Source organism: Pseudomonas sp. NPDC096925 (assembly GCF_044762545.1).
Lineage (GTDB): Bacteria > Pseudomonadota > Gammaproteobacteria > Pseudomonadales > Pseudomonadaceae > Aquipseudomonas.
On the sequence record NZ_JBIWEM010000001.1, the window covers coordinates 1,070,837 to 1,085,740 of the forward strand.

Genomic DNA, 14,904 nt, shown 5'->3' on the forward strand with positions numbered 1-14,904 from the left:
ACCTCAAGTTAAGTTGAGCTCTTATAGTCCCGCCCGATCTTCTTCGCAACCGCTTTCCCCCGGAGCACGCCCGGCGCTCCCACCGCGACCGCATTGACCTCAAACCATGCGCGAACGCTGCGGGAGCTGGCTTGCCGGCGATGGGCCGCATAGCGGCCCCGATTGCCCGATCAGGGCGGCGACCGATCGCGGCGTATCTGGGTAACCAGGGTAAAGCGGTCATCCGGGTGCACCGTCTCGGAAACCGCCATCAGGTCGCCGTTTTCCTCGCGGTAATGGCGAATGATCTTCAGCCCCGGTGAGCCTGCCTCGGCCTTCAGCACCCGGGCCATTTCCGCGGTCAGCAACACTGCCCGCACCTGCTGGTCGACCACTGCGATCGCCCGGCCATAGTGCTGCTCGATCAGCCCTGCAATCAGCTGGTCGGGGTGCTCGCGGGCCAAATCTATGACCGCGGCATAGTCGCGCTGCGCGTACACATCGGTCCAGCACAGCGGCGCCGCGTTGTGGACACGGTCGACGCGGACGCTCGACACGCAGAAGTAATGCTCGCCCGGTACCAGCCCCAGCCGCGCCGCCTCGCTCAGGTCGGCGACGAAGTGGCGCACGTCCTGGATTTCCCGTTGCTGGGTTTCCGCCAGGTGTGCCAGGTCCGCCACGCTGGCCAGTGACTGCGAGTAGCCACCGCGCGGGCTGCTGGCCTCCACCCGGGTGCCCACGCGCTTGCGCCGCGATACCAGCCCTTGGTTGAGCAACTGGTTGATCGCCGTGCGCACCGTGTGCCGGCTTACATCGTAAAGGTCGCACAGCTCGAACTCGGTCGGCAGCAGGCTGCCCACCGGGTAGCGGCCGCTGGCGATGCCCTCCATCAAGTCCTTTGCCACGGTGGTATAGCGCGTCGGGTTCATGCCGTTGGTCTGTCTCGCGAATTTGTAGCAGCGCCAGGGGCGCAAAGCGGCACCGGAAATCAGGCCTGGGCGGGCAGGCTCATATGCAACAACGGGAACGGCCGGCCTTCGCCGTCCAGCGCTGAGCGGCCGGTCTGGATGAAACCGTAGTGCCGATAGAACCCCACTGCCTGCGGGTTTTGCTCGTTGACATCGACGCTCATCGTGCTGCGCGACTGACGGCCGAAATCCAGCAGCGCGCGGCCTATGCCCTGGCCGTGGCGTTCGGGGTCGACGAAGAGCATCTCCACGTGGTTTTCATTGAAGCCGATGAACCCCAGCGGGCGGTCATCGGTGTCTACCGCAACCCAGAGTTCGACGGCCGGGAGGTAGACGTCGCGCAATTGCGGCAGCAGCGCCTCGATGTCGGACGCTTGCAGAAAGTGATGGGTGGCGCGCACGGCGCGCAGCCAGATGTCGAGCAGCTGCGGGTGGTCTGCAGCGATGCTTTGGCGAATGATCATGGAGTCATGCCTGGGCGGTGTATGGCCTGGGGAGTGCGGGATGAAGGAAAAGGGTACCCGGATTGTGTGGGGCGGGGCAATGGACGGTGGGGCAGGACATCAGTTGATGTGTCGGCCGGGCCGGCCCTTTCGCGGGTAAACCCGCTCCCACAAGCACGGCACTGCCCTCGAGCCCGGCGCCGTACCTGTGGGAGCGGGTTTACCCGCGATCTCAGAAGCCCGCCTCCAGACCCAGCAGGTCCTGCACCGTCTGCCTGCGGCGAATCATCCGCAGCGCCCCATCCTCGATCAGGAACTCCGGCAGCAAAGGCCGGCTGTTGTAGTTCGACGACATCGACGCGCCATAGGCCCCGGCGTCGTGGATCACCAGCAGGTCACCCACCTGCGCCAGGGGCAGGTCATGCGGGGTCAGTTCCTGGTCATCCTGGGTAAATACATCGCCCGACTCGCACAGCGGCCCGGCCACCACGGTCGGCTGCCGTGGGCGCTCCACCGGCTGGCCGTTGGCGTCGAGCAGGGTCATGCGGTGGTAGGCCCCGTACATCGCCGGGCGCATCAGGTCGTTGAAGCCGGCATCGATCATGACGAAGGTATTGCGGCCCACCTGCTTCACGGCGCGCACCTCGGCCACCAGGTAACCCGATTCCGCCACCAGGAAGCGCCCTGGCTCGATCTCCATGCGCACGGGGTGGCCCAGCATCGCTTCGATTTCCTTGCGTGCCACGGCCCAGGTCCGGGCGTAGCGTTGCAGGTCGACCGGCTTGTCGCTGCTGCGGTACGGGGTGGAAAGCCCGCCACCAATGGAGAACGCCTCGATGTCCACGCCCAGGCGGCCGATCAGCTCGATCATCGAGCGGGCCACTTGCTCCAGGTGCTGGTAATCCACCCCGGAGCCAATGTGCATGTGCACGCCCACCAGGTGCAGGCCATGGTTTTTAACGCAGGCCAGCGCTTCGCCCAGCTCTTCGTGCCAGATGCCGTGCTTGCTGTTCTCGCCGCCGGTGTTGGTCTTGCGGCTGTGGCCGTGGCCGAAGCCGGGGTTGATGCGGATCCACACGCGGTGGCCGGGAGAGCGTTCACCCAGTTGGCGCAGCATGTCGATGGAACCGGCGTTGACTTCGATCTTCGAGGCCACCACCCGCTCCAGGGTCGGCCGGTCGAGCGCATCGCAGGTCAGTACCACGCCGGCAGGGTCGCCATCCACGCTTGCACCCGCGGCAAAAGCCCGTTCCATTTCGCCCAGCGACACCGCATCCAGCACCAGACCGTGGGCGCGCATCAGGCGCAGCACATGCAGGTTGGGGTTGGCCTTCTGGGCGAAGCGCACGGTGTCGAACACCTTCAGCTGTTCGACCCGTTCGGCGATGGTGCCGGCGTCGTAGGCCCACAGCGGCGAGCCGTGCTGGCGAACTGCGTCGGCCAGAAGAGTGAAGGGTGCAGTCATGGTGGCGTTACTCATATAAGGAAGGCCACGAGGATGAGCCAAAGCAGGAATTCAGAAAAATAGCTATTTTTCTGTCGGTCATTCATATCTGATATGACCATTGCCGACTTACCGGGTTTTGCCATGAAACTGTCCGTCCGCCATATTGAAGTGTTCCGCGCCATCATGGCCGCTGGCAGTGTCACTGGTGCGGCGCGCCTGCTGTTCACCTCGCAGCCCACTGTCAGCCGCGAACTGGCGCGGCTGGAGCAGGTAACCGGGCTGAACCTGTTCGAGCGCGAGGGTGGGCGCCTGGTGGCGACCGCCCAGGCGTTGCTGCTGATCGAGGAGGTTGAGCGGGCCTACGTAGGGCTGGAGCGCATCGACCGCTTTGCCCAGGCCATCCGCAATTTCGAACAGGGTCGGCTGGCCATAACCTGCCTGCCGCTGTTTTCCCAGACCTTGCTACCCAAGGCTTGCCAGCGCTTTCACCAGCAGCACCGGGGCGTGAGCGTGAGTATCCTGGCGCAGGAGTCGCCTTTGCTGGAGGAATCACTGGTGGCCCAGCAGCATGACCTGGGCCTGACCGAGGTCGAGCAGATACCGCGTGGCGCCTACGGCGAATTGCTGTTCAGCGCCAACATGGTGTGCGTGCTGCCCGAGGGGCATCCGCTGCAGGCCCGGGCCGAGCTGGAGTTGAGCGATTTTCACGAGGTCGACTTCATCAACCTGGCCAGCCTCGACACCTACCGGCAGCGCCTGGACCAGCACTTCCGTGCGGCGGGGGTGAACCGCCGCACGGTCATCGAGACCACCAGTGCTGCCTCGGTGTGCGCCATGGTCCGGCAGGGCCTGGGGGTGGCGATCATCAACCCGCTGAGTGGGCTGGAGGCGGCGCAGGGCGGGTTGCCGATTCGGCGGTTGCGGGTGTCGGTGCCGTACCAGGTGATGCTGATAAGGCCGGACCATCGGCCGGCTTCGGCAGCGGTGGAGCCGTTTTGCCAGGCGTTGCGGGTGCAGGCCCGGGAGATGCAGCAAGCGCTGGCATGATCGTTGTGGGGGGGAACTGCCTTGCACAAAACCTGAAAGCTGGCGCGATCACTGTGGGAGCGGGCAAGCCCGCGAAACAGGCGGCGCGATGAATGGCACCGGCTGTGCCGGTGTTCGCGGGCATGCCCGCTCCCACAGGGGCAGCGCCGGTATTCAGTTCGTTACAGCTCGCAGACGAAGGTACCAGTCCCGGCCAGGATGTTCTCCAGGGTTTCCTTCACTTCATCCATGTCACTCAACTCGCTGGTCAGGTTGATCTCCAGCACCTCATCGCCCTTCAGTGCATCGCGGTCGCCGGCCGCCACTTCGATCAGCAGGCGCTTGGCGCTCAGGGTCACTTTCAACCCGTCCAGTGTCGACGGCTCGTCATCCAGGGTCAGGTCGACGGTGTCTTCGTCCGGGTAGCGGGTCAGCAGGAACATCTGACCCTTGTCGCTGTGGCAGCACAGGGTCGCCATGTTGTCTTCCTCGTCATCGCAAGGGGTGGCGAACAGCAGGGCAGTATTGATTTGCATGGACAAGGCTCGGATCAACGGAAACGGAAGGGAATTCTGACAGTCTTGCCGGCAGGCATAAACGTAAAGTTACCGCCCCTTGACCGAAATTGTCGCAGCGCTGCAAGCCTTGTGACCGATCAGTCGTTAAGCTTCGGCGAGCCCTGGGCGTGCCTGCGCACGTTCAACGCCTGGTTTTACCGTCCGCCTTGCCACGGGTTGGCTATCGTTGATCCGTACACGGCGCACGCAGCGACGCTTCAACTATTACAAAGCCCAAGCGGAGTACCACAGATGGCGTTCTTCACCGCAGCCAGCAAAGCCGACTTCCAGCACCAACTGCAAGCGGCCCTGGCGCAGCACATCAGCGAACAGTCCCTGCCACAAGTCGCGCTGTTCGCCGAGCAGTTCTTCGGCATCATCTCTCTGGACGAACTCACCCAACGCAGGCTTTCCGACCTGGCCGGCTGCACCCTGTCAGCCTGGCGCATCATCGAGCGTTTCGACCCCGAATACCCGCAAGTGCGGGTGTACAACCCCGATTACGAACGCAATGGCTGGCAATCGACCCACACCGTGGTCGAAGTGCTGCACCACGACCTGCCGTTCCTGGTCGACTCGGTGCGTACCGAGCTCAACCGCCGCGGCTACAGCATCCACACCCTGCAGACCACCGTGCTCAGCGTACGCCGCGGCACCAAGGGCGAGCTGCTGGAACTGCTGCCCAAGGGCACCCAGGGCGAGGGCGTACGCCATGAGTCGCTGATGTACCTGGAGATCGATCGTTGCGCCAACGCCGCCGAGCTGACGGTACTGGCCCGCGAGATCGAGCAGGTGCTGGCCGAGGTGCGGGTGGTGGTTGCCGACTTCGAACCGATGAAGGCCAAGCTGCGTGAAGTGGTGGCGGAGGTGGAGCAGACCGCCTTTGGCCCGGCGCAACACGAAAAGGGCGAGGTCAAGGCGTTTCTCGAGTGGCTGCTGGACAACCACTTCACCTTCCTGGGCTATGAAGAATTCACCGTCAAGGGCGACGCCGACGGCGGCCAGATGGTCTACGACGAGCAGTCGTTCCTCGGCCTGCCGCGCCGCCTGCGCGTGGGCCTGACCAGCGACGAGCTGCGCATCGAAGACTACGCCGTGGCCTACCTCAACGAGCCGCTGCTGCTGTCGTTCGCCAAGGCCGCGCTGCCCAGCCGCGTACACCGCCCGGCGTACCCGGACTACGTGTCGATCCGCCAGCTGGATGCCGACGGCAAGGTGATCAAGGAGCATCGCTTCATGGGCCTGTACACCTCGTCGGTGTACGGCGAAAGCGTGCATGCCATCCCTTATATCCGTGAGAAGGTCACCGAAGTCGAGCGCCGCTCAGGCTTCGATCCCAAGGCCCACCTGGGCAAGGAACTGGCCCAGGTGCTGGAAGTGCTGCCGCGCGACGACCTGTTCCAGACCCCGGTCGACGAGCTGTTCAGCACGGTCATGTCGATCGTGCAGATCCAGGAGCGCAACAAGATCCGCGTGTTCCTGCGCAAGGACCCGTACGGCCGCTTCTGCTACTGCCTGGCCTATGTACCGCGGGAAATCTACTCCACCGAAGTGCGGCAGAAGATCCAGCAGGTGCTGATGGAGCGCCTGAAGGCCAGCGACTGCGAGTTCTGGACCTTCTTCTCCGAATCGGTGCTGGCCCGTGTGCAGCTGATTCTGCGGGTAGACCCGAAAAACCGCATCGACATCGACCCGCAGCAACTGGAACGCGAAGTGATCCAGGCCTGCCGCTCGTGGAATGACGACTACTCGGCGCTGGTGATCGAGAACTTCGGCGAAGCCCAGGGCACCAACATCCTCGCCGACTTCCCCAAAGGTTTCCCGGCCGGTTACCGCGAGCGCTTCGCCGCGCACTCGGCGGTGGTCGACCTGCAGCACGTGCTGAACCTGTCGGAAAGCAAGCCGCTGGCGATGAGCTTCTACCAGCCGCTGACCCAGGCCGGCGAGCGCATCCTGCACTGCAAGCTGTACCACGCCGACACTCCGCTGGCGCTGTCCGACGTGCTGCCGATCCTGGAAAACCTTGGCCTGCGCGTGCTCGGCGAGTTCCCGTACCGCCTGCGTCATGCCAGTGGCCGCGGCTACTGGATCCACGACTTCGCCTTCACCTACAGCGAAGGCCTGAGCCTGGACATCCAGCAGCTCAATGACATCCTGCAGGACGCCTTCATCCACATCGTCCGTGGCGATGCCGAGAACGACGCCTTCAACCGCCTGGTGCTGACCGCCGGCCTGCCATGGCGCGACGTGGCGCTGCTGCGTGCCTACGCCCGGTACCTGAAGCAGATCCGCCTGGGCTTCGACCTGGGCTACATCGCCAGCACCCTGAACAACCACACCGACATCGCCCGCGAGCTGACCCGGTTGTTCAAGACCCGCTTCTACCTGGCGCGCAAGCTCACACAGGACGACCTGGATGACAAGCAACTGCGTCTGGAGCAAGCCATCCTGACCGCGCTGGATGACGTGCAGGTGCTGAACGAAGACCGCATCCTGCGCCGCTACCTGGACCTGATCAAGGCCACCCTGCGCACCAATTTCTACCAGCCGGACGCCAACGGCCACAACAAGTCGTACTTCAGCTTCAAGTTCAACCCCAAGCTGATCCCCGAACTGCCTAAACCAGTGCCCAAGTTCGAGATATTCGTCTACTCGCCACGGGTCGAGGGCGTGCACCTGCGCTTTGGCAACGTCGCCCGAGGTGGCCTGCGCTGGTCCGACCGTGAGGAAGACTTCCGCACCGAGGTGCTGGGCCTGGTAAAAGCCCAGCAGGTGAAGAACTCGGTAATCGTGCCGGTCGGCGCCAAGGGCGGCTTCCTGCCGCGCCGCCTGCCGCTGGGCGGCAGCCGTGACGAGATCGCCGCCGAAGGCGTGGCGTGCTACCGCATCTTCATTTCCGGCCTGCTGGACATCACCGACAACCTCAAGGACGGTGGCGTGGTGCCGCCGGCCAACGTGGTGCGGCATGACGATGACGACCCGTACCTGGTGGTGGCGGCCGACAAAGGCACCGCGACGTTCTCCGACATCGCCAACGGCATCGCCATCGACTACGGCTTCTGGCTGGGCGACGCCTTCGCCTCGGGTGGCTCGGCCGGTTACGACCACAAGAAGATGGGCATTACCGCACGCGGCGCCTGGGTGGGCGTGCAGCGCCACTTCCGCGAGCGCGGCATCAACGTGCAGGAAGACCCGATCACCGTCATTGGCGTCGGCGACATGGCCGGCGACGTGTTCGGCAACGGCCTGCTGATGTCCGACAAGCTGCAACTGGTGGCCGCGTTCAACCACCTGCACATCTTCATCGACCCGAACCCGGAGCCTGCCTCCAGCTTTGCCGAGCGCAAGCGCCTGTTCGACCTGCCGCGTTCGGCCTGGAGCGACTACGACACCAGCATCATGTCCGAAGGCGGCGGTATCTTCCCGCGCAGTGCCAAGAGCATCGCCATCAGCCCGCAGATGAAAGAGCGCTTCGCCATTGATGCCGATCGCCTGACCCCGACCGAGCTGCTCAACGCGCTGCTCAAGGCACCGGTAGACCTGCTGTGGAACGGCGGCATCGGTACCTACGTCAAGGCCAGCACCGAGAGCCACGCCGATGTTGGCGACAAGGCCAACGACGCGCTGCGTGTCAATGGCAACGAACTGCGCTGCAAGGTGGTGGGCGAGGGCGGCAACCTGGGCATGACCCAGCTCGGCCGGGTCGAGTTCGGCCTGCACGGCGGCGCCACCAACACCGACTTCATCGACAACGCCGGCGGCGTGGACTGCTCCGACCACGAGGTCAACATCAAGATCCTGCTCAACGAAGTGGTGCAGGGTGGCGACATGACCGAGAAGCAGCGCAACCAGCTGCTGGGCAGCATGACCGACGAAGTGGCCGGCCTGGTGCTGGGCAACAACTACAAGCAGACCCAGGCGCTGTCGCTGGCTGCCCGCCGCGCCCGCGAGCGGATTGCCGAGTACAAGCGCCTGATGGCCGACCTGGAAGCCCGTGGCAAGCTGGACCGCGCCATCGAGTTCCTGCCATCCGAAGAGCAGCTGGCCGAACGCCTGGCCGCCGGCCAGGGCCTGACCCGCGCCGAGCTGTCGGTGCTGATCTCGTACAGCAAGATCGACCTCAAGGAACAGCTGCTCAAGTCGCTGGTGCCGGACGACGACTACCTGACCCGCGACATGGAAACCGCCTTCCCGCCGTCGCTGGTCAGCAAGTTCGCCGAGTCCATGCGCCGCCACCGCCTGAAACGCGAAATCGTCAGCACCCAGATCGCCAACGACCTGGTCAACAACATGGGCATCACCTTCGTCCAGCGCCTGAAAGAGTCGACCGGCATGAGCCCGGCCAACGTGGCCGGGGCCTATGTGATCGTGCGCGACATCTTCCACCTGCCGCACTGGTTCCGCCAGATCGAGGCACTGGACTACCAGGTACCGGCGGAGATCCAGCTGACCCTGATGGACGAGCTGATGCGCCTGGGCCGCCGTGCCACCCGCTGGTTCCTGCGCAGCCGCCGCAACGAGCAGGACGCCGGGCGTGACACCGCGCACTTCGGGCCGAAGATCGCGCAACTGGGGCTCAAGCTCGACGAGTTGCTCGAAGGCCCGACCCGCGAGCGCTGGATGGTGCGCTACCAGGGCTTCGTCGAGGCTGGTGTACCGGAGTTGCTGGCGCGCATGGTGGCCGGCACTACCCACCTGTACACCCTGTTGCCGATCATCGAGGCTTCGGACGTTACCGGCCATGACCCGGCACAGGTGGCCAAGGCGTTCTTCGCCGTGGGCAGCGCGCTGGACCTGACCTGGTACCTGCAGGAAATCAGCAACCTGCCGGTGGAAAACAACTGGCAGGCACTGGCCCGCGAGGCGTTCCGCGACGACATCGACCTGCAGCAGCGGGCGATCACCATCTCGGTACTGCAGATGGCCGATGCACCGGAAGACATGGACGCCCGTGTGGCGCTGTGGGCCGAGCAGCACCGGGTGATGGTGGAGCGCTGGCGCGCCATGCTGGATGACCTGCGCAATGCCACCGGCACCGACTATGCGATGTACGCGGTGGCCAACCGCGAGCTGGTCGACCTGGCCATGAGCGGGCAGGCGGCGGTGGTGCCGTCCTGAGCCCAAGGTGAGTAAAACTAAGCCCCGGCAGCGATGCCGGGGCTTTTTTTGTATTCCTGTGCTGGCCCTTTCGCGGGTAAACCCGCTCCCACAGGAGCATCACAAGGCTTGAGTGTAGTGAGGTCCCCGTGGGAGCGGGCGTGCCCGCGAAGAGGCCGGTACAGGCTTACTTGAACCTGCGCTCCACCCCTTTCTCCACCAGGATCTTCGCCGAAATCTCTTCCACCGAAAAATGCGTGGAATTGATGTTGGGAATGTTCTCCCGGCGGAACAGGCTTTCCACCTCGCGCACTTCGAACTCGCACTGGGCAAAGCTGGAATAGCGGCTGTTGGGCTTGCGTTCGTGGCGGATGGCGGTGAGGCGGTCAGGGTCGATGGTCAGGCCGAACAGCTTGTTGTGGTGCTTTTTCAGCACCGCCGGCAGCTGCAGGCGCTCCATGTCGTCCTCGGTCAGCGGGTAGTTGGCGGCGCGGATGCCGAATTGCATGGCCATGTACAGGCAGGTGGGGGTCTTGCCGCAGCGCGATACACCGACCAGGATCAGGTCGGCCTTGTCGTAATAGTGGGTGCGCGCGCCATCGTCGTTGTCGAGGGCGAAATTCACCGCCTCGATGCGTTCCATGTAGTTGGAATTGCCGCCAATGGAGTGCGACTTGCCGACCGAATACGACGAATGGGCGGTCAATTCCTGTTCCAGCGGGGACAAAAACGAAGAAAAGATGTCGATCATGAAGCCATTCGAAGTAGCCAGGATCTCACGGATGTCCTGATTGACGATGGTGTCGAAGATGATCGGGCGTACACCATCACGCTCGGCCGCAGCGTTGATTTGCTGGACCATGGTCCGCGCCTTTTCCGGCGAATCGATGTAGGGACGGGTGAATTTACTGAATGGAATGCTCTCGAATTGAGCGAGCAGACTCTGGCCCAGGGTTTCGGCGGTGATGCCGGTGCCGTCGGAGATGAAGAACGCGGTTCGTTTCATTTGCGATCTGGGCCTTAAGCTGATGACGTTTCTTGGATATGATAAGTTCGGTTTGCCGAATGCGGCTGTCGGCATTCTCACTTATTTTCCAGGTACAGGCCACAAGCGTCCGGCCAAGTCAACGAAGGCAGGCGGGCGCCCTTGAGCTTTTCCAATACAGTCAGTGGAGAGATCACCTTGGTAGAGTACGTAGTTTCCCTCGAAAAGCTCGGCGTCCATGATGTGGAGCATGTGGGGGGCAAGAACGCATCCCTGGGCGAGATGATCAGCAACCTCGCAGGTGCTGGTGTATCGGTGCCGGGCGGCTTTGCCACTACGGCGCAGGCGTACCGCGATTTTCTCGAACAGAGTGGTCTCAACGACCGTATCCATGCCGCACTCGACGCACTCGACGTGGATGATATCAACGCCCTGACCAAGACCGGCGCGCAGATTCGCCAGTGGGTCATGGAAGCCGACTTCCCGGCACGTCTGGATTCGGAAATCCGTACGGCCTTCGCCGAAATGGCTGCCGGCAACGACAACATGGCGGTTGCCGTGCGTTCCTCGGCCACCGCCGAAGACCTGCCGGACGCCTCGTTCGCCGGCCAGCAGGAAACCTTCCTCAACATCCGTGGCGTCGACAACGTGATCCGCGCGGCCAAGGAAGTGTTTGCCTCGCTGTTCAACGACCGTGCCATCGCCTACCGCGTGCACCAGGGCTTCGACCACAAGCTGGTGGCCCTGTCCGCCGGCGTGCAGCGCATGGTCCGTTCCGAAACCGGCACTGCCGGTGTCATGTTCACCCTCGACACCGAGTCGGGCTTCCGCGACGTGGTGTTCATCACCGGTGCCTACGGCCTGGGCGAAACCGTGGTGCAGGGTGCGGTCAACCCTGACGAATTCTACGTGCACAAGAACACCCTGCAGGCCGGCCGCCCGGCCATCCTGCGCCGCAACCTGGGCAGCAAGGCGATCAAGATGGTCTACGGCGAAGAAGCCAAGGCCGGCCGTTCGGTCAAGACCGTCGAAGTGGACCGCGCCGAGCGCGCGCGCTTCTGCCTGACCGATGCCGAGGTCAGCGAGCTGGCCAAGCAGGCCATGATCATCGAGCAGCACTACCAACGCCCGATGGACATCGAATGGGCCAAGGACGGTGATGACGGCAAGCTGTACATCGTCCAGGCGCGCCCTGAGACGGTGAAGAGCCGCTCCAGCGCCAACGTCATGGAACGCTATCTGCTGAAAGAGAAAGGCACCGTACTGGTCGAAGGCCGTGCCATTGGCCAGCGCATCGGCGCCGGCAAGGTCCGCGTGATCAACGACGTATCGGAAATGGACAAGGTCCAGCCTGGCGACGTGCTGGTCTCCGACATGACCGACCCGGACTGGGAACCGGTGATGAAGCGCGCCAGCGCCATCGTCACCAACCGTGGTGGGCGTACCTGCCACGCGGCGATCATCGCCCGTGAGCTGGGTATTCCGGCCGTGGTCGGCTGCGGCAACGCCACCCAGGTGCTGAAAGATGGCCAGGGTGTGACCGTGTCCTGTGCCGAAGGCGACACCGGCTTCATCTTCGAGGGCGAGCTGGGCTTCGACGTCAAGCAGAACTCGGTCGATGCCATGCCCGACCTGCCGTTCAAGATCATGATGAACGTCGGCAACCCGGACCGCGCCTTCGATTTCGCCCAGCTGCCCAACGCCGGTGTCGGCCTGGCGCGCCTGGAGTTCATCATCAACCGCATGATCGGCGTGCACCCCAAGGCACTGTTGAACTACGCCGGCCTGCCAGCCGACCTGAAAGACAGCGTCGACAAGCGTATTGCCGGCTACAACGACCCGGTCGGCTTCTATGTCGAGAAGCTGGTCGAGGGCATCAGCACCCTGGCAGCGGCCTTCTACCCGAAAAAGGTCATCGTGCGCCTGTCGGACTTCAAGTCCAACGAGTACGCCAACCTGATCGGCGGCAAGCTGTACGAGCCGGAAGAAGAAAACCCGATGCTGGGCTTCCGTGGCGCTTCGCGTTACATCAGCGAATCGTTCCGTGACTGCTTCGAGCTCGAGTGCCGTGCCCTGAAGCGCGTGCGCAACGAGATGGGCCTGACCAACGTCGAGATCATGGTGCCGTTCGTGCGTACCCTGGGCGAAGCCAGCCAGGTCGTCGACCTGCTCGCCGAAAACGGCCTGGCTCGTGGCGACAACGGCCTGCGCGTGATCATGATGTGCGAGCTGCCGTCCAACGCCATCCTCGCCGAAGAGTTCCTGGAATATTTCGACGGCTTCTCGATCGGCTCCAACGACCTGACCCAGCTGACCCTGGGCCTGGACCGTGACTCGGGCATCATCGCCCACCTGTTCGACGAGCGTAACCCGGCGGTGAAGAAGCTGCTGGCCAACGCCATTGCCGCGTGCAACAAGGCTGGCAAGTACATCGGTATCTGCGGCCAGGGCCCGTCGGACCACCCGGACCTGGCCAAGTGGCTGATGGAGCAGGGCATCGACAGCGTGTCGCTGAACCCGGACTCGGTACTTGAAACCTGGTTCTACCTGGCTGAAGGCCAAGGCGCGGTCTGATGCAGTAAAACGCGGGGGTGCGTCTGGCGCACCCCCGCCTGGTTTTTTCCAGGGCGAGCTCCAGCAATGGATCCCGCCCTTTTTTGTGCACCAAGCAACCTTATGCAAAGCAGCAGCACTCTATTCCCCGTGGCCCTGCTCAGTGCCGAACGCCGCGGCGACCTCAGCGAAGACGTGTACCGGATCAAGGCCGGCAACAGCCCTGACCCCAGCGTCGAGCTGGCTGTCACCCGTCTGGGGCTGGCCGATCAGGACCAGGCCCAGGGCGTGCCGGTCGTTCTCCTGCACGGCAGCTTCTCCAACCGCCGCTTCTGGTATTCGCCCAAAGGGGTTGGCCTGGGGGCCTATCTCGCTCGCGCGGGCTTCGATGTGTGGATCCCGGAAATGCGCGGCCATGGCCTGTCGCCGCGCAACCATGACTGGAAGCACAACAGCGTTGCTGCCTATGCCCGCGATGACCTGCCGCTGATTGCGGCTTTCGTGCGCGAGCAGTCGGGGCAGGCGCCGCACTGGGTCGGCCACTCCTTGGGGGGTACGACCTTGGTGGCAGCGCTGGGCGGTGGCTTTCTGGCTGCCGAGCAGGTGGCCAGCGTGGCGCTGTTCGGTACCCAGATCAGCCGCGTGTACTGGCCGTTGAAGGTACCGCCACTGACGTGGGGGGCGAAGCTGCTGCTCAAGCGCTGGGGGCAGATTTCCGGGCCGCGCTTCAAGCGTGGGCCGGAGGACGAGCCGATTGGCCTGGCGCTGGAGAGCATGCGCTGGCATGGCCTGTTCGGACGTTTTGGCGACAAGCAGAGCGACTGGTGGGCGGGGCTGGCCGAGGTGGATGTGCCGCTGCTGGCCGTGGCTGGCGCGGGGGATTTCCAGGACCCGGTGTGGGCCTGCCGCAAGCTGTTCGAGCAGTTGGGCGGCGAGCGCAAGCAATTTCTGCGGCTGGGGCGCGAGGAAGGGTTCGAGGCTTTCGGGCATGTCGACATGCTGGTGAGCAAGGCCGCGCAGGTGCAGGTGTGGCCGTTGGTGGAGCGTTGGCTGCGGGATCCGCTGGTGCCGGTGCATGCGTCCACGGTGATGGTGGAGCCTGTGCCCGCCGGTTGAATTTGCGTTGCCTGTACTGGCCCTTTCGCGGGCACGCCCGCTCCCACAGGGATCACACAGGGGCTAAATGCTGTGAGGTCCATGTGGGAGCGGGCGTGCCCGCGAAAGGGCCGAAACAGGCAAAACACAACTGACTGCCTGGTCCCGGATGACTGCAATGGGCTCTACGGTGTAGCCTTGGACGATACCCGCTTTCGTTGTGACTGACAGGAGCTTCCCATGCAGCATTACGTAACGCCCGACCTGTGTGACGCCTACCCTGACCTGGTGCAGGTGCTGGAACCGATGTTCAGCAATTTCGGCGGCCGCGATTCGTTCGGCGGCCAGATCGTCACCATCAAGTGCTTCGAAGACAACTCGCGGGTCAAGGAGCAGGTCGAGCTCGATGGCAAGGGCAAGGTCCTGGTCGTGGATGGTGGTGGCTCGCTGCGTCGAGCACTGCTCGGTGACATGCTTGCCGAAAAGGCTGCCAGAAACGGCTGGGAAGGCCTGGTGATCTATGGCTGCGTGCGTGACGTCGACGTGCTGATCCAGACCAACGTCGGCGTGCAGGCCCTGGCCAGCCACCCGATGAAGACCGACAGGCGCGGCATCGGCGAGCTCAACGTGCCAGTGACCTTCGCCGGGGTGACCTTCCGCCCGGGCGAGTACGTGTATGCAGACAACAATGGCGTGCTGGTCTCGCCAAGCCCGTTGAAAATGCCGGCGTGATGCGCCGACCGCGCTGATGGAG

The 14,904-nt window shown here is 63.9% G+C and carries 10 protein-coding genes; 5 read left to right on the forward strand and 5 right to left on the reverse strand.

Annotated elements, in window-relative coordinates:
- Positions 1-170: 170 nt before the first annotated feature.
- From ACIQYU_RS05160 to lysA, 3 genes are all read right to left on the reverse strand, one after another.
- Positions 171-908, reverse strand: a complete 738-nt coding sequence (locus tag ACIQYU_RS05160) for a GntR family transcriptional regulator (protein ID WP_207831768.1) — start codon at positions 906-908, stop codon at positions 171-173.
- Positions 909-967: 59 nt separating this feature from the next.
- A complete protein-coding gene (locus tag ACIQYU_RS05165) occupies positions 968-1,411 on the reverse strand; it encodes an acetyltransferase (RefSeq protein WP_063913847.1) in 444 nt (147 codons plus the stop codon).
- Positions 1,412-1,622: 211 nt separating this feature from the next.
- Positions 1,623-2,855, reverse strand: a complete 1,233-nt coding sequence (lysA, locus tag ACIQYU_RS05170) for a diaminopimelate decarboxylase (protein WP_207831766.1) — start codon at positions 2,853-2,855, stop codon at positions 1,623-1,625.
- A 123-nt stretch (positions 2,856-2,978) separates the two neighbouring features.
- Here lysA and ACIQYU_RS05175 point away from each other — a divergent pair, with 123 nt between their 5' ends.
- Positions 2,979-3,884, forward strand: coding sequence for a LysR family transcriptional regulator (locus ACIQYU_RS05175; RefSeq protein WP_207831764.1), 906 nt, complete (start codon positions 2,979-2,981; stop codon positions 3,882-3,884).
- A 161-nt stretch (positions 3,885-4,045) separates the two neighbouring features.
- Here the strand turns inward: ACIQYU_RS05175 and ACIQYU_RS05180 are convergent, their stop codons facing one another.
- Positions 4,046-4,399, reverse strand: coding sequence for a hypothetical protein (locus ACIQYU_RS05180; RefSeq protein ID WP_013971664.1), 354 nt, complete (start codon positions 4,397-4,399; stop codon positions 4,046-4,048).
- A gap of 273 nt (positions 4,400-4,672) precedes the next feature.
- On the opposite strand from ACIQYU_RS05180, the gene ACIQYU_RS05185 reads away from it, so the two are divergent.
- The gene (locus ACIQYU_RS05185) at positions 4,673-9,538 is read left to right on the forward strand and encodes an NAD-glutamate dehydrogenase (protein WP_233687123.1); all 4,866 of its coding nucleotides are present in this window, start codon (positions 4,673-4,675) and stop codon (positions 9,536-9,538) included.
- A 166-nt stretch (positions 9,539-9,704) separates the two neighbouring features.
- Here ACIQYU_RS05185 and ACIQYU_RS05190 read toward each other — a convergent pair whose 3' ends face one another.
- Positions 9,705-10,523 (reverse strand): pyruvate, water dikinase regulatory protein, encoded by an 819-nt coding sequence (locus ACIQYU_RS05190; RefSeq protein WP_063913850.1) that lies wholly within the window; start codon positions 10,521-10,523, stop codon positions 9,705-9,707.
- 177 nt (positions 10,524-10,700) lie between these two features.
- On the opposite strand from ACIQYU_RS05190, the gene ppsA reads away from it, so the two are divergent.
- The 3 genes from ppsA (at position 10,701) to rraA (ending at position 14,882) form a co-directional block, all read left to right on the forward strand.
- Positions 10,701-13,076 carry a phosphoenolpyruvate synthase gene (gene ppsA / locus ACIQYU_RS05195; protein ID WP_207831821.1) on the forward strand — a complete coding sequence of 792 codons (2,376 nt, stop codon included), beginning with the start codon at positions 10,701-10,703 and terminating at the stop codon, positions 13,074-13,076.
- Positions 13,077-13,178: 102 nt separating this feature from the next.
- Positions 13,179-14,171, forward strand: coding sequence for an alpha/beta fold hydrolase (locus ACIQYU_RS05200; RefSeq protein ID WP_402798442.1), 993 nt, complete (start codon positions 13,179-13,181; stop codon positions 14,169-14,171).
- Between the two features lie 219 nt (positions 14,172-14,390).
- Positions 14,391-14,882, forward strand: a complete 492-nt coding sequence (gene rraA, locus ACIQYU_RS05205; RefSeq protein WP_207831761.1) for a ribonuclease E activity regulator RraA — start codon at positions 14,391-14,393, stop codon at positions 14,880-14,882.
- The last annotated feature ends 22 nt before the right edge of the window (positions 14,883-14,904 follow it).

Coding starts and splice junctions, on each gene's coding strand:
- ACIQYU_RS05160 (WP_207831768.1), bottom strand. CDS start 908: ATGAACCCGACGCGCTATACCACCGTGGCAAAGGACTTGATGGAGGGC.
- ACIQYU_RS05165 (WP_063913847.1), bottom strand. CDS start 1,411: ATGATCATTCGCCAAAGCATCGCTGCAGACCACCCGCAGCTGCTCGAC.
- lysA (WP_207831766.1), bottom strand. CDS start 2,855: ATGACTGCACCCTTCACTCTTCTGGCCGACGCAGTTCGCCAGCACGGC.
- ACIQYU_RS05175 (WP_207831764.1), top strand. CDS start 2,979: ATGAAACTGTCCGTCCGCCATATTGAAGTGTTCCGCGCCATCATGGCC.
- ACIQYU_RS05180 (WP_013971664.1), bottom strand. CDS start 4,399: ATGCAAATCAATACTGCCCTGCTGTTCGCCACCCCTTGCGATGACGAG.
- ACIQYU_RS05185 (WP_233687123.1), top strand. CDS start 4,673: ATGGCGTTCTTCACCGCAGCCAGCAAAGCCGACTTCCAGCACCAACTG.
- ACIQYU_RS05190 (WP_063913850.1), bottom strand. CDS start 10,523: ATGAAACGAACCGCGTTCTTCATCTCCGACGGCACCGGCATCACCGCC.
- ACIQYU_RS05200 (WP_402798442.1), top strand. CDS start 13,179: ATGCAAAGCAGCAGCACTCTATTCCCCGTGGCCCTGCTCAGTGCCGAA.
- rraA (WP_207831761.1), top strand. CDS start 14,391: ATGCAGCATTACGTAACGCCCGACCTGTGTGACGCCTACCCTGACCTG.